The 25,967-nt window shown below is 62.5% G+C and carries 15 protein-coding genes; 7 read left to right on the top strand and 8 right to left on the bottom strand.

The annotated features are described in order from the left end of the window. The 3 genes from ACZIRK_RS20905 to ACZIRK_RS20895 all read right to left on the bottom strand — a co-directional run bounded on the left by ACZIRK_RS20905 (nt 1) and on the right by ACZIRK_RS20895 (nt 4,527). On the bottom strand, nt 1–2,157 hold the full coding sequence (locus ACZIRK_RS20905) for a carbamoyltransferase C-terminal domain-containing protein (RefSeq protein ID WP_245474885.1): 2,157 nt from the start codon (nt 2,155–2,157) through the stop codon (nt 1–3). Nucleotides 2,158–2,361: 204 nt separating this feature from the next. After that, a complete protein-coding gene (locus tag ACZIRK_RS20900) occupies nt 2,362–3,723 on the bottom strand; it encodes a M23 family metallopeptidase (protein WP_130227884.1) in 1,362 nt (453 codons plus the stop codon). A 99-nt stretch (nt 3,724–3,822) separates the two neighbouring features. Beyond that, nucleotides 3,823–4,527 carry a peroxiredoxin gene (locus ACZIRK_RS20895; protein WP_130227883.1) on the bottom strand — a complete coding sequence of 235 codons (705 nt, stop codon included), beginning with the start codon at nt 4,525–4,527 and terminating at the stop codon, nt 3,823–3,825. Between the two features lie 227 nt (nt 4,528–4,754). Between ACZIRK_RS20895 and ACZIRK_RS20890 the strand changes: the two genes are divergently transcribed. The 4 genes from ACZIRK_RS20890 (at nt 4,755) to ACZIRK_RS20875 (ending at nt 14,559) form a co-directional block, all read left to right on the top strand. Beyond that, a complete protein-coding gene (locus ACZIRK_RS20890; protein WP_130227882.1) occupies nt 4,755–8,489 on the top strand; it encodes a hypothetical protein in 3,735 nt (1,244 codons plus the stop codon). A 387-nt stretch (nt 8,490–8,876) separates the two neighbouring features. Next, nucleotides 8,877–11,282, top strand: a complete 2,406-nt coding sequence (locus ACZIRK_RS20885) for a phosphoketolase family protein (protein ID WP_463328047.1) — start codon at nt 8,877–8,879, stop codon at nt 11,280–11,282. Between the two features lie 104 nt (nt 11,283–11,386). After that, nucleotides 11,387–12,142, top strand: a complete 756-nt coding sequence (locus ACZIRK_RS20880; protein WP_130227880.1) for an HAD family hydrolase — start codon at nt 11,387–11,389, stop codon at nt 12,140–12,142. A gap of 35 nt (nt 12,143–12,177) precedes the next feature. Beyond that, nucleotides 12,178–14,559 (top strand): glycoside hydrolase family 65 protein, encoded by a 2,382-nt coding sequence (locus ACZIRK_RS20875; protein WP_130227879.1) that lies wholly within the window; start codon nt 12,178–12,180, stop codon nt 14,557–14,559. A gap of 79 nt (nt 14,560–14,638) precedes the next feature. Here ACZIRK_RS20875 and ACZIRK_RS20870 read toward each other — a convergent pair whose 3' ends face one another. Further along, nucleotides 14,639–16,411 (bottom strand): CYTH and CHAD domain-containing protein, encoded by a 1,773-nt coding sequence (locus ACZIRK_RS20870; RefSeq protein ID WP_130227889.1) that lies wholly within the window; start codon nt 16,409–16,411, stop codon nt 14,639–14,641. A 580-nt stretch (nt 16,412–16,991) separates the two neighbouring features. Here ACZIRK_RS20870 and ACZIRK_RS20865 point away from each other — a divergent pair. Further along, on the top strand, nt 16,992–17,387 hold the full coding sequence (locus ACZIRK_RS20865; protein WP_130227878.1) for a nuclear transport factor 2 family protein: 396 nt from the start codon (nt 16,992–16,994) through the stop codon (nt 17,385–17,387). A 40-nt stretch (nt 17,388–17,427) separates the two neighbouring features. Here ACZIRK_RS20865 and ACZIRK_RS20860 read toward each other — a convergent pair whose 3' ends face one another. The 4 genes from ACZIRK_RS20860 to tyrS all read right to left on the bottom strand — a co-directional run bounded on the left by ACZIRK_RS20860 (nt 17,428) and on the right by tyrS (nt 23,893). Next, nucleotides 17,428–19,122, bottom strand: a complete 1,695-nt coding sequence (locus ACZIRK_RS20860) for a methyl-accepting chemotaxis protein (protein ID WP_463328046.1) — start codon at nt 19,120–19,122, stop codon at nt 17,428–17,430. Between the two features lie 420 nt (nt 19,123–19,542). Then, nucleotides 19,543–21,237, bottom strand: coding sequence for a methyl-accepting chemotaxis protein (locus ACZIRK_RS20855; RefSeq protein WP_463328045.1), 1,695 nt, complete (start codon nt 21,235–21,237; stop codon nt 19,543–19,545). Between the two features lie 102 nt (nt 21,238–21,339). Further along, nucleotides 21,340–22,581 carry an MFS transporter gene (locus ACZIRK_RS20850; RefSeq protein ID WP_130227876.1) on the bottom strand — a complete coding sequence of 414 codons (1,242 nt, stop codon included), beginning with the start codon at nt 22,579–22,581 and terminating at the stop codon, nt 21,340–21,342. Between the two features lie 55 nt (nt 22,582–22,636). Continuing rightward, a complete protein-coding gene (tyrS, locus tag ACZIRK_RS20845; RefSeq protein ID WP_130227875.1) occupies nt 22,637–23,893 on the bottom strand; it encodes a tyrosine--tRNA ligase in 1,257 nt (418 codons plus the stop codon). A gap of 164 nt (nt 23,894–24,057) precedes the next feature. On the opposite strand from tyrS, the gene ACZIRK_RS20840 reads away from it, so the two are divergent. Further along, entirely contained in the window at nt 24,058–25,161 is a 1,104-nt protein-coding gene (locus ACZIRK_RS20840) for an anhydro-N-acetylmuramic acid kinase (protein ID WP_130227874.1), read from the top strand. Between the two features lie 90 nt (nt 25,162–25,251). Beyond that, entirely contained in the window at nt 25,252–25,926 is a 675-nt protein-coding gene (locus ACZIRK_RS20835) for a glutathione S-transferase family protein (RefSeq protein ID WP_130227873.1), read from the top strand. Nucleotides 25,927–25,967: the final 41 nt, after the last annotated feature.

Here is a 25,967-nt window from a genome sequence, read left to right as displayed (position 1 = left end):
TCACGCAACCGGCTGCGCGCTCTTCCATTCCGAGAACCATTGTGTGAACCGGCCGCTGTCGCGCTCGCCGCCGTGCCACACGGCGTACACGGTCCCATCGCCTGCGACCATGATCACCGCGTCGAGTCCCTTGGAGCGGCGCAGCGTCTCGATGGCCTGGCTTGGCGTCTGCGCGATCGGGCCTGCGACATTGAACGACGTGTTGACCGACAGCTCGACGCCGATGCGGCGGCCCAGCGCCTTGAGATAGGCGTAGGTGAGGGGATCGTCCTGCTCGCGCACGATCTGGATGCGCCCGGTGCCGTCGGCGTGGATGACTGCCGGGATCTTGTCGCGCGCGTGCGGCTTCGAGCGGGCGGTCAGCACCATATAGTTATAGGCGTTGTAGCCGTCGTCGGAAGCGCCGGGCAGCAGTTCGAAATAGTACTGCGCCGCCTCCAGCGTCGCCATCGGCGCCAAGGGTCGGATCGCCTCGCGATATTTGACGCGTTCGTTCAGGCGTTCGCGCGTGGCGGGATCGCAGGGATTGGCGAGGATCGAACGATGGCCGAGCGCGCGTGGCCCGGTCTCGGCCGCGCCCTGATAGATCGCGATGACGCCGTTCTGCGCCACCATTGATGCCATCAGGTCGGCGACGGCGTCGCGTCCCTCGGGAGTCGAAATGTCGCCGATCCGCTCTGAGGCGATGTCGTCCGCCTTCAGCGCAGCGATGATCTCGTCAGAAGCCGGCGGTGTGCCGCAGTAGAACGCATGCGTCATCGGCGCGCCGCGCGGAGCACCGGCGAGATGGGCGAACAGCCAGGCGGCGCCGATGGTGACGCCGGGATCGCCGGGCACCGGCGGCACCCACAGATGCAATTGCGCGCGCCGGCCCTGCGCATTGGCAAACCAGCTCTCATCGAAATGCTCGATCAGCCGCATGTTGCCGACGGCGTTGAGCGCGACGCCGCCGGTCAGCACCAGCCGACGGGCACCGGTCACCCGCAACAGGTGATCCACGACATGAATCATTGCGTCCTCGAACACGAGCTGCGTCGCGGCGGCCTTGTCGAGGCGATCCTGCGTGTCGGGACGGTGCTTGATATCCTCGACGCGCAGCATCGCGTCGGGATTCCAGAGTTGATCCGGCTTGAGCGGTTCGCCAAGAATCTCGGTCAACGCGGCCTTGTAGGGATTATCGAACGGGTCGCAGTACCAGTTCGCCATCGCGCGATTGAGCCAGACTTCGCCGTCCGCGCTGAGATGCAGCACCTTGCGGAGCCGCCGATAATAGGGATTGCCCGATCGGCTCATGTCGCCCCAGGCGGCTGCGCCCATGTAGCGCCCCTCGCTGGACAGCCAGGTCCAGCCGCCCTGGGTCGAGGAGATCACGCTGTAGAACGCGCCGAGTGAATCGAACATGCTCTCGTTGCAGTAGAGCCGGCGCATCGCGCCTTTCTCGACGACATAAAGCGAGACCGAGCCGAGATCGCCGGTGCCGTCGAGTACGGCGATGGCGACCGACTCGCTGTCGTCCCTGAAGGGAGAAGCTGCAAAGGAGAACCAGGCATGGTTGTCATGGTGTGGCAGGCAAATCAAAGGCACGCGCTCGGCAAGCTTGAGCTGGCGCGCGATGATCTTCGGCATCCGCGTCATCTGCTCGAGGCGGCGGCTGTCGAAACCGGCGGCCTGCGTGGTGCGGAGCAGTTTCAGGCTTTGCGGCAATTCTTCCAGCACCGAACGCGCCAGCGTGCCGGCGAGCGTCGGATAGTCCCAGCTTGTCAGCCAGGCGTCGATCGCGCCGACGTCGCGTCCCGTGCTGCGTAACGTCGCGACAACCGCGTCGATCGATTCTTGCGGATACTCCGTAGTGTGCTTGTTGCCGGAAAACCGTTCTTCTTCGTTGTTGACGATCAGGCGCGGACCGTCCCGCTGCGTCACTTCGACGAGCGCGATGCCTGAATTGTGCGTGCCGGGAGCACCTAAGCCCGCAAGATAAGCGGTCTCACCGCGTGCGAGCTTGTCGCGCACGGCTGTGATCCGCGCGTTCGCAAAGTTGGAGCCGAGCTGATGGAAGCCAGCCGCTCCCATCGTCTTCGCCGCCAGCCACCGCGCGGCGCGAAAGCCTGCGGCGGCGAGCCTGCGATGTCGCGGACCAATTCGCGTGGTCGGTTCCAAGTCCAGCGCCTCTGTCAGTGCGATTGCCGATGCATCAATCACACTTGCCAGCGCACAACAATGCTGTTTCGTTGAGGCGGCTTGAACCGAGATGCCGCCGCTGGAGTCCCCGCCAGCCCGGGCATGACGATGGAGTATCGCCAGAGATTAGATTTCCCGTTCTGCCGCTTTCGCAATGGCGAGCGGGTCGGAGCGAGCGGCTGCCTAGCCCGCACTCAGGCGCACGCCGGCGCGCAGGAATTTTTGCGGGTCGACTGCGTCACCGTCGATGCGTGTCTCGTAGTGGAGATGCGGGCCGGTCGAACGGCCGGTCGAGCCGACGGCGCCGATCACCTGGCCGATCTTGACGGTTTCGCCGACCTTGACGTTGATCTCGGACAGGTGGCCGTAGCGGGTGGAAAGGCCGTTGCCGTGATCGACCTCGACCATGCGGCCGTAACCACCGGCCCAGCCCGATGACACCACCTTGCCATTGGCGGTGGCGCGGACGGGATCGCCCATCGCGGCGCGGAAATCGAGGCCGGTATGCATCGCCGGACGGCCGAGGAATGGATCGGTACGGACGCCGAAGCCTGAGGTGAACTCGACTTCACCGATCACGGGCTTGCGGTAGGGCACCAGCGTCAGCGTGGCGTTCAAGCGCTGCATCTGCGCGCGGGTGATGTTGATGCGGTTGAGTTGTCGCTCGAACGGACCGGCGTCGGCGGGGAGCTTGACGGGCACGAAGGGACCGCCGATCGCCGAGCGCGGGGTGGCGGCTTCGAGTTGTGACATGTTGAGACCGAGGTCGGTGATCACGCCGCGCATCCGGCGCACGCGCGATTCCATCGTCTCCTCGGCCGAGCTTAGCGCTGCCATCTGGCGTCGCTCGACCTGGTCGAGCGAGGTCTGGAGGCGGACCAGGACATTGTCAAAACCCTGGAGCTTGGCGAACTGGTTTACCGGCGGCGCCGTTTTGATCGGGGCGCGGGATTCCAACCGCGCCTCACGATCCGGTGGCGCCACGAAGATCACGGTGTCGCTGATCGGCGAGGGCTTTGGCGTCGCGGTCGTTTCCGGCGCGGCATTGCGCGCGGGCGGCCGGATCGAGCCGGTTGTTGCGACATCCGGCATCGAGCCCAGCGCGGTGGCGCGGGCTTCGAGCGCCGTCTGCCGGCGCATGATCTGCTCGAGCTTCTGATCAAACTGCTCCTGGTCCAGCAGCTGCCGGCTGGTGGTGCGGTCGACCTTGGCGCGCAATTCCGCGATCCGGTCCTCATAGGAAAATTGCATCTCGGCCTGGCGGGCGAGCAGCCGGGTCAGGACGTCGTCGCGAAACGCAAAATAGGTCGCGGTTGCGGCCGACCATATGCCGAGCAGGACTACCGAGCCGACCGCAGCCCAGAACAGGACCGGGCCAATGCGGACCTGCTTGCCGGCATGGACGAGGGTGTAGTCGTTCGCGGGCTGCGCGGCTGCTGACGCCGCGGCATGGGGGGCAGGGCGGCGAGGGGAGGTCCGCCCGTGCTCTCGTGGATGATGGTGCTGCTGGTGATGGTCGAAATGGTGACCGGAACGATAGGACATCGGCACTCCCGCGCCGGTCGGATCAAGTTCCGTACGGCCTCAGTTCGGGAGCGATTTGAGCCGGTCATGGTTAATTTTCTGGAAACGGAGCCTGTTGGATCAGACCGACCTCGCGGCGGCCAGGACCTCGTCGGCATGGCCGTCGACCCGCACATTGCGCCAGATCCTGGCGATCCGGCCGTCGGCGCCGAGCAGAACCGTGGTGCGAAGAATCCCAAGGAAAGTCCTGCCATACATGGATTTCTCGCCCCAGGCCCCATAGGCCTCCAGCATCTCGTGCTGCTCATCCGAGCCCAAGGGAATGGCGAGCTGATGCTTGTTCCTGAACGATTCCTGCGCCTTCACGGTGTCCCCGGAGACGCCGAGGATCTCGGTGCCGCTCTCGGCAAACGCATCCTTCAGTCGGGTGAAATCGATCGCCTCCTTGGTGCAGCCGGGCGTATCCGCGCGCGGGTAGAAGAACAGCACCAGCTTCTTGCCGGCGAAGTCGGTGAGTGAGACCTCACTTCCTCCGTCGCGGGGCAGGCGGAAGTCGGGCGCCTTGGCACCCTCAAGCAGAGTGGTCGATTTGGTCGCAGCCGACGCCGCGGATTTTAACGATTTCGATGCAGCCTTGTGGGACGGTTTGGTGGATGCGGCTTTGGCCGCTTTGCTGGATTTCTTTGCGACCGCCGTGCGGGCCTTTGCCGCGGGCGGCTTGACCGATGCGACGGCCTTACTGCGGACTGCCGTGGCCCGAGACGATTTGGCCGGAGACGATTTGGCTGTGGTCTTGGAGGATTTCTTGCGCGTTTTCTTGGACATACGCCTTCCTTTCGTCGCTTTCCGGAGCTCAACCATTGTATCAGTGCGGCGCTTGTCGGCGGCGATCGGATTTCTGCCGACTGCTGGGCAAGTGTGATGGCGCGGAAGTATGGTCACAAGGATTTCGATGCGTCATCCGTCCGCTCGCCTAACCTGCTTTGAATGTTCGCTCAAATGTTCACTTGGGGCTGAGGGCGACTAACAGTATTAAGCGAGGATTGGCAGCGATGCCGGCACAGGAGCGCTCGATACAGATCGATGGGCGTGCCTTGGGCGGCGATCAACCTCAGCGCCTGCACCGAGAGGCAATGGCAAAGAATACGTCGTCCCAAGGATCGAGCTCCCAAGGATCGCTCCAAGGTCACAGCCCGAATCCGCGTGCCGACGCCCAGTATCGCGGCTGGGGCGACGATGTCGGCTGGGAGGAGCATGACGAGGCTGCCGGCCATCGCGCGCGGCGGCTGTTGTCGCGCTCAGATTCCGGCCTGCACCGGATCGGTGACTTCTTCGGCCCCAGGCGGCGATCGACTCACGGCGGGCGCTGGGTCAAGCGCATCGCCCTGGTGCTGGGCGTGCTGGCGGCGATTTTCATGAGCTGCTTCGGCGCGCTGTGGTGGCGGCTGGGGGCAGGGCCGATCAATCTCGATATGGCGACACCGTGGCTCGCGGCTGCGATCGAGGACAATATCGGCCACGGCAACACGGTTGAGGTCGGCGGCACCCAGATCGAGCGCGCCGGTCCAATTCGAATCGCGGTGCGCATCCGCGACATCATCGTACGCGACCGCGACCATGCGATCGTCGCGAGCGCGCCGAAAGCCGAGGTCAAACTGTCCGGCACCGCGCTGCTGATGGGCCAGCTCCGCGCTGAAAGCCTCAACCTCGTTGATGCCGAACTCGCGATCCGGATCACGCCGGACGGCTATGTGACCGTTTCCGCCGGCGATACCGCCAAGCCGCTCGCGACCGGTGTCGCTTCCAAGCATGAGGCGGGCCTGCCTCCGACATTCCCCCGTCCGGTGCCCCCACCGCCGCCGTTATCGCCACCTTCGTCGCCGTCCGTCAGCGTCCCGGCGCCGTCTGAGAGCGCGCAGAGCGGTTTGCTCGCCGGCCTCGACTGGCTCGACAGCCTCAGCCTGACCGGTCTCGACGGCCAGAACCTCAACGAGATCGGCCTGAAGAACGGCAACCTTGTCGTCGACGATCAGCAGCGCGGCGGCAAATGGACCTTCGAAAATATCAGCCTGAGCCTGCGGCGGCCGAGCGGCGGCGGCGTGGCGCTGAGCGTCGGCGAAGAGGGCGCCCGTCCATGGTCGCTGCGCGTCGCGGTCGGACCGCTGAGGGATGGCGTGCGGGCGGTCGACCTGCGCGCCGACAAGCTGCCGTCCGCCAATATCCTGCTGGCGCTCAGGGTGAAGGATCTCACCTACGATGCCGAGCTGCCGCTGTCCGGCGACCTGAAGGGTGAACTCGGGCGCGACGGCCTGCCGACCTATTTCCGCGGCAAGATCACCGCCGGCCCCGGCAACCTGATCGACACCGATACACCGGACTATCCGATGGCGATCGATTCGGCCGACGTGAATGTCGAATGGGACGCTGGACGCCGCGTGCTGCTGGCGCCGTTCAAGATCGTCTCCGGCGCCAACCGCGTCACGCTGCTCGCTCATCTCGAGCCGCCGAATGACGACATCAACGACTGGCAGCTTGGCCTGAGCGGCGGCACCATCCTGCTCGCGGGCATCGACAACGAGCCGCCGCTGATCTTCAACCGCATCGCCGTTGGCTTCCGTTTCGACACCGACAAGAAGCGTGTGCTGCTGACGCAGGCCGATATCAGCAATGGCGAGATCGGCATCGCCGGCACCGGCAGCATCGACTATTCCGGCGAACCGCGGCTGCAGCTCGGTTTTGCGGGCACGCCGATGTCGGCCTCCGCGCTGAAGCGAGTCTGGCCCGCGCTAGTCGTGCCGGAACTGCGCGAATGGGTGATCGAGCGGATCGAGCGCGGCACGCTCCAGCGCATCGAGATCGGCGTCAACTCGCCGGTGCGCAACCTGTCGCGCAAGGGGCCTCCGATCCCGGATGACGGGCTTGCCGTCAACATCGTCGCGAGCGGTGTAGCGGTGCGTCCGGTGGACGAGATGCCCGTGGTTCATGACGCGGATTTGCGGGCGCGGGTGACGGGCCGCACCGCCACCGTCAATATCGCCCAGGGCATCGTCGACACGCCGGGTGGGCGCAAGATCACGCTGTCCGACTTCTCTTTCGAAGTCCCGGACATGGTGCCGAAACCCTCGCCGGCGAAGATCCGGTTCCGCGTCGATTGTTCGGTGCCGGCTTGCGCTGAAATCCTCGCCTCCGATCGCCTCAGCGATGTCTCGGGGACGACATTTGTCGATCCCAATGCGAGCAAGGGAACGGTCTCGGCCACGATCAATCTCGGCCTGCCGGTCAAGGGCGTGCTGACCAAGGAGGACACCACTTACGCCGTCACCGCCGATCTCGGCAGCGTCGCGATCGACAGGCTGGTGATGAACCAGAAGCTCGAGGCCAACGCGCTGAAGGTCGTTGCCAACAATGCGGGCTATCAGGTCAAGGGCGACGTCAAGATCAACGGCCAGCCGGCTTCGCTGGATTACCGCAAGCCGAGCGAGGGCGATGCCGATATCAAGCTGCAGTCAACGCTTGACGATGCCGGCCGCGCGCGACTCGGGCTCGACCTCGGATCCGCGGTGAGCGGCGCAATCCCGGTGAAGGTCGTGGGCAAAATTGCGAGCAGCAGCGATCACGACACCAAGCTCGGCGTCGAGGCGGATCTGACCCAGCTCCGGCTCGACAACATCCTACCGGGTTGGGTGAAGAGTCCCGGCAAGTCGGGCAAGGTCACCTTCAACGTGGTGCAGAAGCCGCAATCGACGCGCTTTGAGGACATCGTCGTCGATGGCGCGGGCGCGTCGATCAAGGGATCGGTGGAGGTCGACCAGAACGGCGATCTGATGAACGTCAACTTCCCGACCTATTCGCCCTCGGAAGGTGACAAGACCACGCTGCGCGCCGACCGCGGGCCCGACGGCGTCTTGAAGGTCTCCATGCGCGGCGACGTGTTCGATGGCCGCGGCTTCCTGCGCACGGCGATTTCGGGCCGCGATGACCCGAAGAACAAGACCAAGAATATCGATTACGACATCGACCTCAAGCTCGGCGCGGTTGCCGGCTTCAATGGCGAAGCGTTGCGCAGCGTCGATGCGAAGGTGTCCAAGCGCAACGGCGCCTTCAAGAGTTTTGCGCTGACAGGCAAGATCGGGCGCGATACGCCCGTGACCGCCGATCTGCGCGGCCGCCAGCAGGGGCGCGAGGTGGTCTACCTGCAGACCAATGACGCCGGCGCGTTCTTCCGCTTCACCGATTTCTATTCGAAGATCGTGGGTGGCCAGCTCACGCTCGCGATGGAGCCGCCGGCGGCGGAGCCGAGCCCCAAGGAAGGACTGATCAACATCCGTGACTTCTCCGTCAAAGGTCAACCCGAGCTCGACCGGATTGCAGCCGGCGGTGCGCCTGGCACGACGAGCGGTGTCGCGTTCAGCGCCTTGCGCGCCGAGTTCACGCGGCAGAGCGGACTGCTCACGATCCGCGACGGCGTCGTGAAGGGGCCGGCGATCGGCGCGACCATCGAAGGCAGCATCGACAACAACGCCAACCAGGTGCGCATGAGCGGCACCTTCGTGCCGATGTACGGGCTGAACAACATGTTCGGCCAGTTGCCGGTGATCGGCCTGGTCCTCGGCGGCGGGAGCAATGAGGGCTTGATCGGCGTGACCTACGAGGTCGTGGGCACACCGGCGCAACCGGTGTTGCGGGTCAATCCCATCTCGGCGATCTTTCCCGGCGTGACGCGGAAGATCATGGAATTCAATACCGGCAAGCAGAACAACCAGATAGAATTCCCGCCGAACAACTGAGCGGCTTGCGGCCTCCCGTTCCTGGCGCGCCGAGCTCAAGCCGCGCGTTTCGTCGCTTAAGCCAGAATGTCCGGAATCCACACGCCCAACCGGGGCGTGCGGCGGATATGCCTGCATCGAGCAGATGTCCCTAAGCGGACATGCGTTGATCTGGATCAATGAAGGCCATGCCGCGCGGTTCTCTCTCTTGGGCAGCCCCTCAGGATCCGGCGCCGGCCCTGCGCCTTGGCGGGAAGAGAACCTAGTTTCCAGCGAGAAGGCTCTCTATCGCCCCTGCGGATTTGCGCGCGGCGGCGAACGCCGGGCGACAATGCTGCGCTACAGCAGCGAGACTGCCGCGCCGATTGATAATCGGCTCACTCGATAAGACGGAGTTAGGAGGAAACGATGGCAAACACGTTGTCTGATAAAGAGCGGGCAATGATGGATGCGTATTGGCGAGCGTCCAACTATCTTTCGGTCGGTCAGATCTATCTCTACGACAACCCGCTGCTTAAGCAGCCGCTCACGAAGGAACACATCAAGCCGCGGCTTCTCGGTCACTGGGGGACCTCACCCGGTTTGAACTTCATCTACGTTCACTTGAATCGCATCATCAAGAAACACGACTTCGACATGATCTACATCACGGGCCCCGGGCACGGCGGCCCCAGTCTGGTCGCGCATGCCTATCTCGAGGGAACCTACAGCGAGGTCTACCCGAACATCTCGCCCGACGAGCAGGGCATGAAGCGGCTGTTCACCCAGTTCTCGTTCCCTGGCGGTATTCCTAGTCATGTGGCGCCGGAGACCCCGGGTTCAATTCACGAAGGCGGCGAGCTCGGGTACGCGCTGTCGCATGCCTATGGGGCTGCCTTCGACAATCCAGATCTGATTGTTGCCTGCGTTGTCGGCGACGGCGAAGCGGAGACGGGACCGCTGGCAACGAGCTGGCATTCCAACAAGTTCTTGAATCCGGCGACCGACGGGGTGGTTTTGCCGATCCTCCATTTGAACGGCTACAAGATTGCCAATCCCTGCATTCTCGCCCGCATCAGCCATGAAGAGCTGGATCAGTTGTTTCGCGGCTACGGCTACACGCCCTATTTCGTCGAGGGGGATGAGCCGGAAAAAATGCACGAACTGATGGCCTCCACGCTCGACAAGATCACCGACGAAATTCAGCGGATAAAGGCGGATGCGCGACGCAGCGGCTTTAGGGAGCGGCCACGCTGGCCGATGATCGTGCTGCGCACCCCCAAGGGCTGGACTTGTCCGAAGGAAATCGATGGCAAGCGGACCGAGGGCTACTGGCGCTCCCATCAAGTGCCGATGGGCGCGATGCACGAGAACAACGCCCATGTCCGCCTGCTTGAAGAGTGGATGAAGAGCTACCGACCCGCGGAGCTTTTCGACGACGGCGGGCGGCTTCGCCCCGAGTTGGCTGACCTTGGTCCTCGAGGAACGCGTCGCATGAGCGCCAATCCGCACACCAATGGCGGATTACTGCTGCGTGAACTGCGACTGCCGGATTTCCGCGAATATGCAGTCGAGGTGCGCGAGCCCGGCGCCGCTATCGCAGAGTCCACGCGGATCATGGGGCGGTTTCTGCGCGACGTGATGAAGCTCAATATGGAGCATCGGAATTTCCGGCTTTTCAGTCCGGATGAGAACAACTCCAACCGATGGCAAGACGTGCTGGAGGTCACCAACCGTGCCTGGGTCGCGGAAACCTATCCGTGGGACGACCATCTGGCGCCGGATGGGCGCGTAATGGAAATGCTCAGCGAGCACCAGTGTCAGGGGTGGCTCGAGGGCTATCTGCTGACCGGTCGGCACGGCTTCTTCTCGTGCTATGAGGCGTTCATCCATATCATCGATTCCATGTTCAACCAGCACGCCAAGTGGTTGAAGGTCTGCAGCCACATCCCCTGGCGACGCCCTATCGGTTCCCTGAACTATCTTTTGTCCAGCCATGTCTGGCGCCAGGACCACAACGGTTTCAGCCATCAAGACCCCGGGTTCATCGATCATGTCGTGAACAAGAAAGCTGAAGTCATCCGGGTGTATCTGCCACCCGACGCGAATTGTCTGCTCTCTGTCACTGACCATTGCCTGCGCAGCCGGAACTACGTCAACGTCGTCGTCGCGGGCAAGCAGCCTGCTCCTCAGTGGCTGACAATGAACGAGGCGGTCAAGCACTGCGAAGCTGGATTAGGCATCTGGCAGTGGGCCAGCAACGACAAGGGTGGCGAGCCCGATGTCGTGATGGCTTGTTGTGGTGACGTGCCGACACTGGAGACGCTTGCCGCCGTCGACCTGCTTAGACGGCATGCGCCCGATCTCAAGGTGCGCGTCATCAACATTGTCAATCTGATGAAACTGCAGCCACCGAGCGAACACCCGCACGGTCTCTCGGATCAGGATTTCGATGCGTTGTTCACCACGGACAAGCCGATCATCTTTGCCTTCCATGGTTATCCCTGGCTGATTCACCGATTGACCTACCGGCGCACCGGCCATCACAATCTCCATGTGCGCGGCTACAGGGAGGAGGGTACCACCACGACCCCGTTCGACATGTGCGTGCTCAACGATCTCGATCGCTTCCACCTCGTGGCTGACGTCATTGACCGTGTGCCAAAGCTCGGATCGCGGGCGGCTTATGCCAAGCAGGCCATTCGCGACAAGCTCATCGATCACAAGGCCTACATTGCCCGGTATGGGGACGATATGCCCGAGATCACGGGCTGGAGATGGGGGAACGAGGCAGCGTCCACCGCGGTTCGTTCCACAGAGGCGGATAACGTCTAACCCGGTCGGCGGGAGACGAACGTGAAGGTGTTCGCGATGTCGTCTCACAAGACCCGCCGGGCGGTTCCGGCGGGTAGGTCCTTGGGTCAAGAGGAGGGTGATCCATGCCGCAACCCGAGAGCAAACGCATCAACCGCGACCAGTACGACGCCGTCCTTTTTGACCTCGATGGTGTATTGACGGATACAGCCAATCTCCACGCGACCTGTTGGAAGCAGATGTTCGATGAGTATCTGCTGGAGCGTGCGAGGCAGACGGGGACAGCATTTCGTCCGTTCGACATCGACGCCGACTACCGGCTGCACGTGGATGGCAAACCCCGTTACGATGGCGTGCGTGATTTCCTGAGATCGCGCGGCATCGAACTTCCCGAGGGAGACCCAGGGGACCCTGCACAAGTCGAGACAGTGTACGGGCTCGGAAACCGCAAGGACGACCTGGTGGACCGCGCGATCGTGGAGGTTGGCGTAGAGCCTTACGCCGGAAGTCTGCAATTCATCCATCAGCTCCGCCGCAATGGCTTCAAGATTGCTGTAGTCACCTCGAGTCAAAACTGCGCGTCTGTCCTGAGGGCGGCTGGGCTGGACGAGTTCTTCGAGGTGCGGGTCGACGGCAACGTGATCCTGGAGCAAGGTCTCTCCGGAAAGCCGGCTCCGGACACATTCCTGCTCGCGGCAAGGCTCCTCGGCGTTGAACCGATACGGACGATCGTGATCGAGGATGCCATTTCGGGAGTCCAAGCCGGATCCAATGGAAACTTTGGGCTGGTGATCGGTGTCGCTCGCAAGGGAAATGCGGATGAGCTGAAGCATCATGGTGCTCATCTGGTAGTCGGCGACTTGGCCGAACTAACCGATTGATCAATGCCAAATGCTGCCTTGGGAGAAACAGCCCGATGCTACACCATGAACGGCTCCGGCCCCCATCGCGCGATTATCCGGCCGATGAGTGGAACGTTATCGAAAGGTCCTTTCGACCGGATTTTCTGGCCCAGCTCGAAACGATGCTGGCTCTCGGCAATGGATATGTTGGCCTGCGCGGCGGCCCGGAGGAAGGCGGCCCGAACGTCGAGAACGGCACATTTATCAACGGGTTTTATGAAACCTGGCCTATCGTCTACGGAGAAGACGCTTTTGGCTTCGCCAAAACTGGCCAGACGATCTGCAACGTGACGGACAGCAAGATCATCAAGCTCTTCGTGGACGACGAACCGTTCTGGTTACCCAATGCACAGCTCCTGGCTTACGACCGGCGTCTCAACATGAAGGCCGGCACACTCGATCGGACCGTGCTCTGGGAGACACCCTCCGGCAAGCAGGTGTCGATCACGTCCCGGCGTCTGGTCTCCTTCGCGAACAGGCATGTGGTCGCTATCTCGTATCGTGTGACACTCGTCGATGCTCAGGCATTTGTCGTAATCTCCTCGGAGATGGCTACCAATAAACCAAGCGACGGCGGCAATCGCGATGATCCGCGCCTGGCAAGAGCGTTTTCCGGGCGAGTACTTCATCCACAAACCAACTACTCCAAAGATCAGCGCATCGTGTTGTGCCATGCGACGGAAAAGAGCCGCTGTATGTTGGCATGTGCGACGGACCACACGATGGAGAGTTGCTGCTCGCACTCGCATAAGGCCGCCTGCACCCCTGACTTCGGCCAGGTTGCTTACACGGTCGATGCCAAGCCCGGCTGTCCGATCCAGCTCACCAAGTACATGGTCTATCACACCTCCCAGACGGCATCCGCCGAAGAGCTCTGCGGCCGCGCTGAATGGACATTGGATCGGGTCGTGACCCAGGGATTCCAGCCGCTGCTGGCCTCTCAAGGGCAGTACATGGACGATTTTTGGCGCCGAAGCGATGTTCATATCAAGGACATCAGTGAACACCGAGCAAAGCGCAGCACCGTAGAGATCCAGCAAGCGATCCGCTTCAATCTATTTCATATTCTGCAAGCCTCCGCTCGCGCGGAGGGAGCGGGCGTGCCGGCGAAAGGACTTACCGGACAGGCTTATGAAGGACACTACTTCTGGGATGCGGAAATCTACGTGTTGCCGTTTCTGATCTATACGTCCCCCCGGATCGCAAGGAACCTTCTGGCGTTTCGTTACAAAATGCTCCCTCAGGCGCGGGCACGCGCGAGAGAATTGGGCCATCGAGGGGCGATGTACCCCTGGCGCACGATCAGCGGAGAGGAAGCATCCGCATACTACGCCGCGGGCACCGCGCAATATCACATCAACGCCGACATTATGTACGCAGTGCGCAAGTACGTGCAGGCGACGGGTGACGACGCGTTCTTGCGAAAGTATGGAGCCGAAATGCTCGTTGAAACAGCCCGACTGTGGCTGGACCTCGGCTTCTATTCGGACGCAAAGGGGGGACAGTTTTGCATCAACGGTGTCACTGGGCCTGATGAATACAACGCGGTCGTAAACAACAACGCCTATACGAACTTGATGGCTCGCGAAAACCTTCGTTACGCCGCCGAGGTTGTCGAAGTTCTACGTGCAGCAGAACCAGACGCATACGACGAGCTTGCGCGAAAAACCGCGCTCGATCTCTCCGAGGTGAGCGCATGGATGCGAGCGGCGGAGAACATGTATGTGCCGTCGGACGAAACGCTGAAGGTTATTCTTCAGGATGACAACTTTCTCGACAGGGAGCCGTGGGATTTCCACAACACACCGCGCGAGCACTATCCGCTGCTGCTGTTTTATCACCCGCTGAACATCTACCGAAAGCAGGTGATCAAGCAGGCAGATGTGGTGCTGGCGATGTTCCTGTTGGGCGACGCCTTCTCGTCAGAAGTCAAGAAGCGCAACTTCGATTTCTACGATCCATTGACGACAGGCGACTCGTCACTGTCCTCCTGCGTCGAGGCAATCATTGCCGCCCAAGTCGGCGACATGGACAAAGCAATCCGGTACGGCATGGCGGCCCTGCTGATGGACCTGGCCGATGTGGGAGGCAACGTGAAGGATGGTTGCCATATCGCCTCTATGGGCGGCACGTGGATGATGCTCACCTACGGTTTTGGCGGGATGCGGGACGATGATGGAACGTTATCGTTCTGGCCACGCCGTGCGCCCGAGGAAAACGCAATCCTTCGATTCCCCATAACCTACCGTGACCAGTTGCTGGAGGTCGAAATTGGCCTGGAGACGGTGGAGTACGCGTTACGTGAAGGTGAACGCCTCGTGATCCGCCACGAGAAGCAAGAGGTGGAGCTGACACGGGAGCATCCGGTGGCCGTTCGGCCGGTTTCGAGAAGGTGAGCGAGCCTGGATGACGGAGATAGGCCACAGCAACCGGAAACGGACGCGGCCTAAACGCCCGGGCGGAGGTGAGAAGCAATCACGCCTCTGCTGCCCTCAACCACGGTGCTTTTGTTTTCCTGAAATCCTGCCACGCGTTTCGCAGGCGCGCCTCAACGCCGATCGATGCGTGTGCCTGCCAGCCGGTTATGGCGGCTGCAGCGGTGCCGCTTTGGGAGAACTCGTCACCGAGCTCAGCGAAAAGACCGTCTGTGATCGCCATGTCGTTAAAGGAACCAAGTTCCTCCTGCAGGTCGGCCAGCCCGCGAGAGAATCGCCTGACGGACTTTCGCTCTCCATAGAGCGGTAACAGGAAGTCGGCGACGTAGCGCAGTCGCTTCGCAGCGAGCCTCAACCGGTGCAGTTTTTCCGCCGGAAGCGATTTGAAGCGGCGGCCGCGCTTGAGCACTTTCGCATGCTGCTCCGACAGGATGCGTCCGGCAAAGTTGATGGCGGGCTCGACCAGTCGTCCAAGGTCTTCGGGTGAGACGTCGCTACGCCAACCCCTGGCCTCAATCCAGCCGCCGAGGGCGATCAGGAAACTTGAGCAGCGGCGGTCAGCCAGCGCGAGACGTACCTTCTGGTAGGCGGCAGATCGGCGTTTCTCTGCGAGCTGTTCCAGGGCATCAAAGCCCGCGACCGAGGGACAGGCCTGCGCGATGGTCGGCAGCGTGCCCCGTTGAAACATATCCCAATCGCGTGCAGGGGAAAGGTTTCGTGCCAGCCACCTTGCTTCCGACCGGAACGAGTCGAGGTTGCTCAACGGCCCAACGGATCGCATCAAGTCCAGAGCCGCGCGCAGGCGGCGCAGCGACACGCGAAGCTGATGGACTCCCTCAGGATCGCGACCGTCCTCGGCGGCCGCGACAGACCCAAGAAGATGGTGGAGGCAGGAGCGCAGTATCTTTGCGAAGGCCTCATCGAGCGATATTGACGGATCGAGGCGAAGCTTTCGTGGCTTCCGCAGGGCGGGGGACGCGTTGGCCGCGAGCTCAAAGCCGCGCGCCGACTTGCTGCGGATTGACGGTCGCACGGACCCATGGTCCGCGAGCCGAAGTGCGAGGTCGTAAATCGCGCTGGCGCTTCCAGCCTTGAGCTCCAATTCGATTTCGCTCACAGGCATCGATTGATCGCCCGACTTCAGCACTCCCTGGTCGAAAGCGACCTCGATCGTTCCGGATGGCAGCTCAACGATGCGCGTGTGCCGGTGGATATCCGCGGTGAAGATTGCCTCGAGCTGATGACGTCTAAGGTCCGAGCGAAGTTTGGGTGGGATGAAGGGGATCGCCAGTTCGACATCGGGAGCAATGGAAGGGATATTTGCCTCCCACTCGCCGTGCCGGAGCGGATCGTCTCCGAGTTCGGCTTTCACGGTCTGCACGAACCGTGCGCCGTTCTGACGAACCCGCAGGCTTAATCCATTTCGTCTCAGCGTCTGCTCGGGCGTATCGTAATAGACGGACTTGAGGTGTTTTCGTGTGCCCTTGTTGCGCGCGTTCGTCGCGATGATCGGAGCGGCGTTGAAATCCGCCATGCGATCAGCATCAACCAGAAGCTTGAGCTCGATCTCGCTGCCGCCAAGCGTAGCACCGTTTTGCGCAGGGATTTCTGACGTTGCGTCATTCCTCTGATATTGCGCCTGATGAAGTGGATCGTTCGGCGGTTCCTGCGAACGAAGCTCCGCGACGCCATGTTGCCGGCCGGCAACAGAGTCGTTCGGCCTTTTGTTGTCCTGTGTGGCAAGGGTGCCATCAAGCCCGTGGGCGGCGCGTGCACTTTCCCGGGCGGGCTCTGGCGTATCAGTTTCTGACATGTACGATTGTGTGACGGTTGGATGACGATTCGATAACACATCGCGGCGCGATCCAAAAGGAGAACGACATCAATCTACCCCGGGGAGCTCATCCGTTTGGGTGAGCCAGATCAAGCTGGTTTTTTCGCCTCGAAATCCAGTCCGGTCCTCCCGATGGAACCGACGCATCGTCACAAAGGTCAGCGAGGTTTACGCTATGCTTGCCGAAGTTCTTTCTGGTATTGGAGACGCTGAGAAGCCACGCATGCGATGGTGAACCCCAGATCGTGATCAGCACCACGCAACATGTTCCAATCTCTGTGCTGCGCAGGAAGCCAGTCAAAGGCTGAGTGACGTCGCTATCTGGAGAAATGAGACCAAGTCTTGCGGGGGCGCTGACATCAGCACTCGTGCTTTCACAATGTCTGATGCAGGCTGGATATTGCTGCGTTTACCGTGACGGTCGCTCTTGAGCCCACAAACTCAGTTGCGCCTGTAATTGAGCATTCGAGAAAGATGGCAGCGGCCTAGTTTCTGCAGAGATCCAGGTCAGGTGTGTGCTGGATCAACTCGACGTGCGTCGCGCAGGTGGGAGATTGAGATGGATGATCGAACCATGCGGGTGGCGCTGGAGCGCCATTGGGATGCTTCAGACGCGAGCGATTTCCAGGTCGAGCATGAAATCTATCACGAGGACGCCGTGCTTGATTATCCGCAATCGGGCGAGCGGATCCGCGGACGGCACAACATTCAAGAGAGCCGATTCCTTCAGCCAAACAAGAAGCGTTTTACGGTCCGTCGAATTGTCGGCAGCGGCGATCTCTGGATCACAGAATTCGTACTTACCTATGACGGCATACCGTCCTACACGGTGAGTATCATGGAATTCCGCGAAGGGCTGGTGGCCCACGAAACACAATATTTCGCCGATCGATTTGACCCTGCACCCTCGCGTGCGCATCTTGTCGAGCGAGTAGGCGAAGTCACATCATTCTAGATGTCTGGACTTCGCTCTAGCTCCTCGCAACGAGACTGGCTCACGCGGCGCGAACGCCGGCGAGGAAGGTCGAGACTTCGCCGGAGAGCTGCTCAGCCTGCTTGGACAGGTTGCTGGCTGCGGTCAGAACGAGGCCCGCGGCGTTGCCGGTCTCGTTGGCGGCAGCGCTGACGCCGCCGATATTGGTCGTGACCTCCTTGGTCGCTTCCGCCGTCTGCGACACGCTGCGCGCGATTTCGGCGGTTGCCGCGCCCTGTTGCTCGATCGCGGAGCCGATCGATGTCGCAATCGTGCTGACTTCCTCGATCGTGGCGGTGATGCCGTCGATCGCCTCGACGGCTTCCGTGGTCGCGCCCTGGATCTGCGCGATGCGCGTGCCGATCTCCTTGGTGGCTTCCGCGGTCTGGCTTGCGAGGCTCTTGACCTCGGAGGCGACCACGGCAAAGCCGCGGCCGGCCTCGCCGGCACGCGCGGCTTCGATGGTGGCGTTGAGCGCCAGCAGGTTGGTCTGTTCGGCAATGCTGGAGATCAACTCGGCGACATGCTCGATCTGCTGGGCGCCATCGGCGAGCGCCCGCACGATGGTATCGGTGCGGCGCGCGCTTGCGACGGCGCGGCCGGTGACATTGGCCGACTGGGCGACCTGGCGGCTGATCTCGGAGATCGAGGAGGACAATTCCTCGGCCGCCGAGGCCACGGTCTGCACGCGGGAGCTTGCCTCCGTTGCCGCCGAGCCGACCACCGAGGCCCGGTGATTGGTGCCCTCGGCGGTCGCGGACATCGACTTTGCGGTGGCTTCAAGCTCGCTGGATCCCGACGCCATCAGTCCGACGAGCTGGCCGACCGATGCATCGAAGCGATCGGCGAGCGCGATCAAGGCGTCGCGCTTTTCCTTCTCGCTCCGCTCCTTGGTTGCATCCTGTTCCGCTTCCAGCGCCCGTGCGGTGATCGCGGTCTGCCGCAGCACCTCGAGCGTTTCCGCCATGCGCCCGATCTCGTCACGGCGGCTCGTCTCCTCGACCGCTTCGTCGAGCGAGCCTTCGGCAATGCGCTGCATCCGGTTCTTCTGGCGATCGAGGGCTCCGACCACGTCGCGGGCAATCAGCCACGACAACAGCCCCATCAGCAGCATCAGACCGCCGCCGACCGCGCCGAGCTCCAGCAGCAGCGCATTCACATCGGCGTCGATATCATCGACATAGAGCCCGTAGCTCAAGAAGACGTTCCATGGCTCGAAGCTGCGGGCAAAGACCATTTTCCGCAGCGCCACGGTCTGCCCGGGGCGTGGATAAAGATAGGATGTGGTGCCGCCTTCCAGTTTCTGCCGGGCGGCGCCTATAATGGCGTCGACGATCACGATGCCATTAGCATCCTTCAGGCCGTTGGCCTTGCCTTCGAGCTTGGGATTGGCGCTGTTCACCATCACCGAAGCATCGGCATTATAGGCGATGGGATAGCCTTGGCCGTTGTTGAAGGTCATCTTCCGGCCGCGCTGGCGAAACTGCTCCTTGGCCTCGGCGACGGTCATCTTCCCCGCGGCGACCTCGTCCTGCAGCGACTGCGCCACGCCGTAAAGCAGGTCGACCGCCGTCCGCATCTGTACGACGCGATCGTCCAACATGCGGCTTCTGCTGAGCCAGGCCGATCCGGCGACGATCGCGAACACGGTCAGTGCGGCAAGAGCCAGCATGCTTGTGAGTTTGGTGCGGATCGTCAATTTGCTGAGCAGGTTCATTGCAGCCTCGGCAGGAATTGGTTCCTAAAGGCATAACAGCAACTGTCTTACCAATCGTGAATCGAGCAATGCGATTCCAAAGGAGCACACACCGGCAGCGTGCAACATCTGGCGCGAATTTAGGCTGCGCACGACGATGGATTGCCGATCGTTCTCCCTACTCCTTCTCGTCGCATTGATCAGCTCCGCGGCGCGGGCACAACCGCGAACGGAATCATTTCCGAGCAGCACATTGATCGGCGCGAACGCGATTGAATATCTTCAGCGCGGTCGCCGTAATCAGCGGTCCGCGCGAACCGATCATGCTGCCGAGGCAGTAATCAGGTTTTTTCTTTTGATGCGTGTTGTTCAAGCGAGCCGGTAGCCGGCTCGCTCGAGAACGCTACAGTTTCTCGCAGCATCAGACTGCAGGACGCCGCCTCACGCGGCGCGAACGCCGGCGAGGAAGGTCGAGACTTCGCCGGAGAGCTGTTCGGCCTGCTTGGACAGGTTGCTGGCTGCGGTCAGAACGAGGCCGGCGGCGTTGCCGGTCTCGTTGGCGGCAGCGCTGACGCCGCCGATATTGGTCGTGACCTCCTTGGTCGCTTCCGCCGTCTGCGACACGCTGCGTGCAATTTCGGCCGTCGCCGCGCCCTGTTGCTCGATCGCGGAGCCGATCGAGGTGGCGATGGTGCTGACTTCCTCGATCGTGGCGGTGATGCCGTCGATCGCCTCGACGGCTTCCTTGGTCGCGCCCTGGATCTGCGCGATGCGCGTGCCGATCTCCTTGGTGGCCTCGGCGGTCTGGCTTGCGAGGCTCTTGACCTCGGAGGCGACCACGGCAAAGCCGCGGCCGGCTTCACCGGCACGCGCGGCTTCGATGGTGGCGTTGAGCGCCAGCAGGTTGGTCTGTTCGGCAATGCTGGAGATCAACTCGGCGACATGCTCGATCTGCTGGGCGCCATCGGCGAGCGCCCGCACGATGGTATCGGTGCGGCGCGCGCTTGCGACGGCGCGGCCGGTGACATTGGCCGACTGGGCGACCTGGCGGCTGATCTCGGAGATCGAGGAGGACAATTCCTCGGCCGCCGAGGCCACGGTCTGCACCCGCGAGCTTGCCTCCGTTGCCGCCGAGCCGACCACCGAGGCCCGATGATTGGTGCCCTCGGCGGTTGCGGACATCGACTTTGCGGTGGCTTCAAGCTCGCTGGATCCCGACGCCATCAGTCCGACGAGCTGGCCGACCGATGCATCGAAGCGATCGGCGAGCGCGATCAAGGCGTCGCGCTTTTCCTTCTCGCTCCGCTCCTTGGTTGCATCCTGTTCCGCTTCCAGCGCCCGTGCGGTGATCGCGGTCTGCCGCAGCACCTCGAGCGTTTCCGCCATGCGCCCGATCTCGTCACGGCGGCTCGTCTCCTCGACCGCTTCGTCGAGCGAGCCTTCGGCAATGCGCTGCATCCGGTTCTTCTGGCGATCGAGGGCTCCGACCACGTCGCGGGCAATCAGCCACGACAACAGCCCCATCAGCAGCATCAGACCGCCGCCGACCGCGCCGAGCTCCAGCAGCAGCGCATTCACATCGGCGTCGATATCATCGACATAGAGCCCGTAGCTCATGACGATGTTCCACGGCTCGAAGCCGCGGGCAAAGATCATTTTCCGCAACGGCACGGTCCCGCCGGGGCGTGGATAAAGATAGGATGTGGTGCCGCCTTCCAGTTTCTGCCGGGCGGCGCCTATAATGGCGTCGGCAATCAGGACGCCATTGGAATCGATTGCACCGGTGATTTTGCCTTCGAGCTGGGGATTGGCGGCGTTCAACAAGATCGAAGTGTCGGCATTGTAAGTGACGGAATAGCCTTGGCCGTTGTTGAAGGTCATTTTCCGGCCGCGCTGGCGAAACTGCACCTTCGCTTCGGCGACCGTCATCTTCCCTGCGGCGACGTCGTCCTGCAGCGACTGCGCCACGCCGTAGAGCAGGTCGACCGCCGTCCGCATCTGTGCGACGCGATCGTCGAGCATGCGGCTTCGGCTGAGCCAGGCCGATCCCGCGACGATCGCGAACACGGTCAGTGCCGCGAGAGCCACGATGCTGGCGAGTTTGGTGCGGATCGTCAGTCGGCTGAGAATGTTCATTGCGGCCTCTGCGGAAAATCGTGTCCCGAGGCATAACAGGAACTGGCTTACCAATAGTGAATACAGCGCGCCATCAAGGGGATACCTCTGGGACGCGCTCGATCAGCGGCGCAGTGCCGGCACGACCAGGAATGGGATCATTCCGAGGATCACGCTGACCAGCGCGAATGCGATCACCGGGTTGTAGCTGTGGGCGAAGTCGTGAATCAGGCCGCCGGCCCAGGACCCGAACGCGGAGCCGAGCCCGCTGCCGATCGAGATGGTGCCATAGATGGTGCCGACCCGCTTGCCGCGGAAGATCTTCATCGCGGTGGCCGTGATCAGCGGGCCGCGCGAGCCGATCATGCTGCCGAAGGTGACGACGAAGCCGGTGAGCAGCCAGACGTTCGGATACCACTGCAGCAGCCAGAGCAGGATGATGCCGACGATCGAGATTCCATAGCTGAGCAGGACCGACGGTCGGCGGCCGATGATGCTGTCGAGTTCGGACACGCCGAGCATGCCGAACAGCAGCACGACGCCGCTGAACCCCCAGGCGGTCGCGGCCTGCAGCGGTGGAAAGCCCGCGTCGATCAGATAGGCAACGATTTGCGCCGAGATCGCATACATGCCGATCGCGGTGAAGAAGAAGGTCGCAAACAGCGCCCAGAAGGCATGATGACGCATTGCGCCGAGCAGCGTCCAGCCCCGGTCGACGATGTCAGGATCGGCCTTCTTCACTACATGCGGCGAGCCGCGCGAGAACCGCCGCCACGGCAACAGCAATAGCGGCACCAGCAGGCACAACGCCGTGATGCCGAATATCTGGTAGGCGCCGCGCCAGCCGACGCCATCGATCAAAAGCTGCGAGGCCGGGAGCAGCACGAGCACGCCGGCGCCGGCCGCGGAATAGACCACCGCCATCGCGGTCGGCAGGCGAGGTCCGAACCAGCGGCCGAGCAGGATCGAGTTCGGCACATTGCCGATGAAGGCGATCCCGATTCCGACGCAAAGGCCGATGCTGAACTGCAACTGCCAGAGATATTGCGCATACGCCGCGACCAGGAACGAGCCGCCGAGCAGCAGCAGTCCCAGCGCATAGACGGCTCGCGGCCCCGAATGATCGAACAGGCGACCGATCAGTGGCGCGGTCAGGCCGCCGGCAAGCCAGGTCAGCGAATAGACCGAAACGGTCTGCGCGCGATCCCAGCCGAAACTTTCCGAGATCGGTTTCAGGAAGACGGTGAAACTCTCGCCGAGGCCGCGGCCGATCAGCGCGAGCACAAAGCACAGCGCGAGCACATTGAGCGCGACGCGCGTCGGCGGCTTCGCTGCAACTTCCTCCCCGGGCGTATTCTTGTCCATGCGAAGAGGGAGCGCGTTTCCGCAGCTCCCCACAAGTCGCAAAAAGCGAATGCGCCTATGCAGCCTTCAACAGGACGTGCCGTTTCTTGCCGAGCGACAGCTTGATCACGCCTTCCGCGGTGAGGTCGGACGGCGTCAGCATCATCTTCTCGTCGGTGACGGCGACATCGTTGACGCGCAATCCGCCGCCCTTGATCTGGCGGCGCGCCTCGCCGTTAGAGGCGACAAGGCCGGCTTTCACATAGGCAGCCAGCACGCCGATGCCGGCATCCAGCTCGCCGCGCGGAATTTCGACCGTGGGCAGCGTCTCGGCCAGTGCGCCTTCCTCGAAGGTGCGTCGCGCGGTTTCGGCGGCCTCAACCGCGGCATCGCGGCCATGGAGCAGGGCGGTCGCCTCCGTCGCCAGCACCTTCTTGGCCTCGTTGATCTCGGAGCCCTGCAGTGCCTCCAGCTTCCCGATCTCGCTCATTGAAAGCGTCGTGAAGAGTTTCAGGAAGCGTCCGACGTCGGCGTCTTCCGTGTTGCGCCAGTATTGCCAGTAATCGTAGGGGCTGAACTGGTCGGCGTTCAGCCAGACCGCGCCGGCGGCGGTCTTGCCCATCTTGGCGCCGGAAGCCGTGGTCAACAGCGGTGTCGTCAATGCGTAGAGCTGATGAGTGCCCATGCGGCGGCCAAGGTCGACACCGGTGACGATGTTTCCCCATTGATCGGAGCCGCCCATCTGTAGATTGCAACCGTAGCGACGTGCCAGTTCCACGAAGTCGTAGGACTGCAGGATCATGTAGTTGAATTCGATGAAGCTCATTTCCTGGTCGCGATCGAGACGGAGCTTGACCGAGTCCATGGAAAGCATGCGGTTCACGGAAAAGTGCCGACCGATATCCCGCAGCATTTCGATGTAATTGAGCTTGGTCAGCCACTCCGCGTTGTCGGCCATCACGGCATCGGTCTTGCCGTCTCCGAACGTCAGGAAGCGTTTGAAGACGTGCTTGATGGATTCCTTGTTGGTGTCGATTTGCTCGATGGAGAGAATTTGACGCGTTTCGTCCTTGCCCGAGGGGTCGCCGACGCGCGTGGTGCCGCCGCCCATCAACGTGATCGGTTTGCCGCCTTTGGTTTCCTGCAGCCAGTGCAGCATCATGGCCGACAACAAATGGCCGATATGCAGGGATGGGGCCGTGCAGTCGTAGCCGACATAGGCCACGATGTCTCCCTTGGCGGCGAGCGCGTCGATGCCCGCCGCGTCCGACACCTGATGAATGAAGCCGCGCCACTGCAGCTCATTCATAAAATCCGATTTAAATGTAGTCATTTGTCGGCGACTCTGATCATGCTTGTTTTACGGTATTTGCATCCAGTTGGGGAACCCCGACCGAACGGACTGCCGCCGCAGGGGGCGCTGTGGCATTATAAGATGTGCTTGTTTGATACAAGCCGGGCGTCAGGGCAGGACAAGAGGCGTCGAAGGCTGCAGGCATGATGTTGACCGCACTCGGTCTGATGAGCGGGACCTCGCTCGACGGGGTTGACGTCGCACTGATCGAAACCGACGGAAAGCAGGTCAAGTCGTTCGGGCCGTCCGGCTACCGATCCTACACCAATGCCGAGCGCAGCCTGCTGCGCCAAGCACTTACCGAGGCCGTCCATCTAGCGCACCGTGACGCCCGGCCCGGGATCCTGGCCGACGCCGAACGTGCCGTGACGCTGGCGCATGCCGAGGCGGTCGCCGCCTTCACCGCGCAGAATCGCATCATGCCGGAAGATATCGACATTGTCGGTTTCCACGGTCAGACCGTGCTGCACCGGCCGGAGCGCCGATTGACGGTGCAGATCGGCGATGCCGCGGCGCTGGCGAAAATGGTCCACATTCCCGTGATGCATGATTTTCGCGCCGCCGATGTCGAGGCCGGCGGGCAGGGCGCGCCCCTCGTGCCGGTCTATCACCGGGCACTGGTGCAATCCGTGCAGCGCGAGGGGCCGACCGTGGTGGTCAATGTCGGCGGGGTCTCCAACATCACCTATATCGACGGCACTGACACGCTGATCGCCTGCGACACCGGTCCCGGCAACGCGCTGCTCGACGACTACATGTTCCGCGTCATGAGCCAGCCGTTCGATTGCGACGGCCGGTTTGCCGCGCAGGGCAGGGCCGATGAGGCCTGGATTGCGCGCGCGCTGGAATTGCCCTTTTTCGCGCTGCCGCCGCCGAAATCGCTGGACCGTAATGATTTCGCCGCATTGAAGCTCGGGGACGTCACGCCCGCCGACGGCGCGGCGACGCTGACCGCCTTCACTGCGGCCACGATCGCCCGCGTGCTGCCGCTATTGCCGAAGGTGCCGAAGAGCTGGATCGTTGCCGGCGGCGGCGCGCGCAATCTGACCATGCTGCGGATGCTGCGCGAGCGGGTTGCGCCCGCGACCGTCGAAGCAGCCGATGCGCTCGGCTGGTCGCCGGACGCGATCGAGGCGCAGGCCTTCGGCTTCCTTGCCGTGCGCGGGATGAAGGGCCTGCCGCTCAGCTATCCCGCCACGACCGGCGTGCCTATTCCTATGACCGGGGGCATCATCGTGCGACCTTAGGCCGTTAGATGCAATTGCATCCTTTCTTGACTGTTTCATGCAAATGCATTTAGGTGCATGCGAGTGCTTGAAACCAGCGAGGAGTTCGCCATGGCCGCGTTGAAACTGATCAGCCACAAGCTCTGTCCCTATGTGCAGCGCGCGGTGATCGCGCTTAACGAGAAGGGCGTCGCCTTCGAACGGATCGATATCGATCTCGCCAACAAGCCGGACTGGTTCCTGAAGATATCGCCGCTCGGCAAGGTGCCGGTGCTGACGGTTGCGACCGACAAGGGCGAGGTGGCGCTGTTCGAGAGCAACGTGATCTGCGAATATATCGAGGAGACGCAAGCCGGCGCCAAGCTGCATCCGCAGGACCCGCTGGCGCGCGCCGAACATCGCGCCTGGATGGAATTCGGCTCTGCCACCTTAAGCGATCTCTGGGGCCTCGAGATTGCCAAGGATGCCGCGACCTTCGAGGCCAAGCGGGAGGCGGTCACTGCCAAATTCGCCCGCGTCGAGGCGGCACTCGGCGCGGGTCCGTACTTTGCGGGCGAGAAATTCAGCCTGGTGGATGCGGTCTTCGCGCCGATCTTCCGCTATTTCGATGTGTTCGACCAATTCATCGACCTTGCGGTGTTCAACGACATGCCGAAGGTGCGGAAGTGGCGCGCGGAGTTGGCGAAGCGTCCGAGCGTGAAGGCCGCGGTCGGCGCCGACTATCCGCAATTGCTGCGCGCCTTCCTCAAGCAGCATGACGCGCATGTGTTGAAGCTTGCGGCGTAACGCGCCGCAGCGCCGTAGGATGGGTAGAGCGAAGCGAAACC

Source organism: Bradyrhizobium sp. Leo114 (assembly GCF_055229415.2).
Note: the sequence above shows the minus strand (reverse complement) of the source record. Positions and strands in the feature narration are given on the sequence as shown.

What these genes read in the sequence shown, in the direction of transcription:
- ACZIRK_RS20895 (WP_130227883.1), bottom strand. Translation starts at nt 4,527, where the DNA reads ATGTCCAAGAAAACGCGCAAGAAATCCTCCAAGACCACAGCCAAATCG.
- ACZIRK_RS20855 (WP_463328045.1), bottom strand. Translation starts at nt 21,237, where the DNA reads ATGAACATTCTCAGCCGACTGACGATCCGCACCAAACTCGCCAGCATC.
- tyrS (WP_130227875.1), bottom strand. Translation starts at nt 23,893, where the DNA reads ATGACTACATTTAAATCGGATTTTATGAATGAGCTGCAGTGGCGCGGC.
- ACZIRK_RS20885 (WP_463328047.1), top strand. Translation starts at nt 8,877, where the DNA reads ATGGCAAACACGTTGTCTGATAAAGAGCGGGCAATGATGGATGCGTAT.
- ACZIRK_RS20850 (WP_130227876.1), bottom strand. Translation starts at nt 22,581, where the DNA reads ATGGACAAGAATACGCCCGGGGAGGAAGTTGCAGCGAAGCCGCCGACG.
- ACZIRK_RS20890 (WP_130227882.1), top strand. Translation starts at nt 4,755, where the DNA reads ATGCCGGCACAGGAGCGCTCGATACAGATCGATGGGCGTGCCTTGGGC.
- ACZIRK_RS20880 (WP_130227880.1), top strand. Translation starts at nt 11,387, where the DNA reads ATGCCGCAACCCGAGAGCAAACGCATCAACCGCGACCAGTACGACGCC.
- ACZIRK_RS20835 (WP_130227873.1), top strand. Translation starts at nt 25,252, where the DNA reads ATGGCCGCGTTGAAACTGATCAGCCACAAGCTCTGTCCCTATGTGCAG.
- ACZIRK_RS20900 (WP_130227884.1), bottom strand. Translation starts at nt 3,723, where the DNA reads ATGTCCTATCGTTCCGGTCACCATTTCGACCATCACCAGCAGCACCAT.
- ACZIRK_RS20840 (WP_130227874.1), top strand. Translation starts at nt 24,058, where the DNA reads ATGATGTTGACCGCACTCGGTCTGATGAGCGGGACCTCGCTCGACGGG.
- ACZIRK_RS20865 (WP_130227878.1), top strand. Translation starts at nt 16,992, where the DNA reads ATGGATGATCGAACCATGCGGGTGGCGCTGGAGCGCCATTGGGATGCT.
- ACZIRK_RS20870 (WP_130227889.1), bottom strand. Translation starts at nt 16,411, where the DNA reads ATGTCAGAAACTGATACGCCAGAGCCCGCCCGGGAAAGTGCACGCGCC.
- ACZIRK_RS20875 (WP_130227879.1), top strand. Translation starts at nt 12,178, where the DNA reads ATGCTACACCATGAACGGCTCCGGCCCCCATCGCGCGATTATCCGGCC.
- ACZIRK_RS20860 (WP_463328046.1), bottom strand. Translation starts at nt 19,122, where the DNA reads ATGAACCTGCTCAGCAAATTGACGATCCGCACCAAACTCACAAGCATG.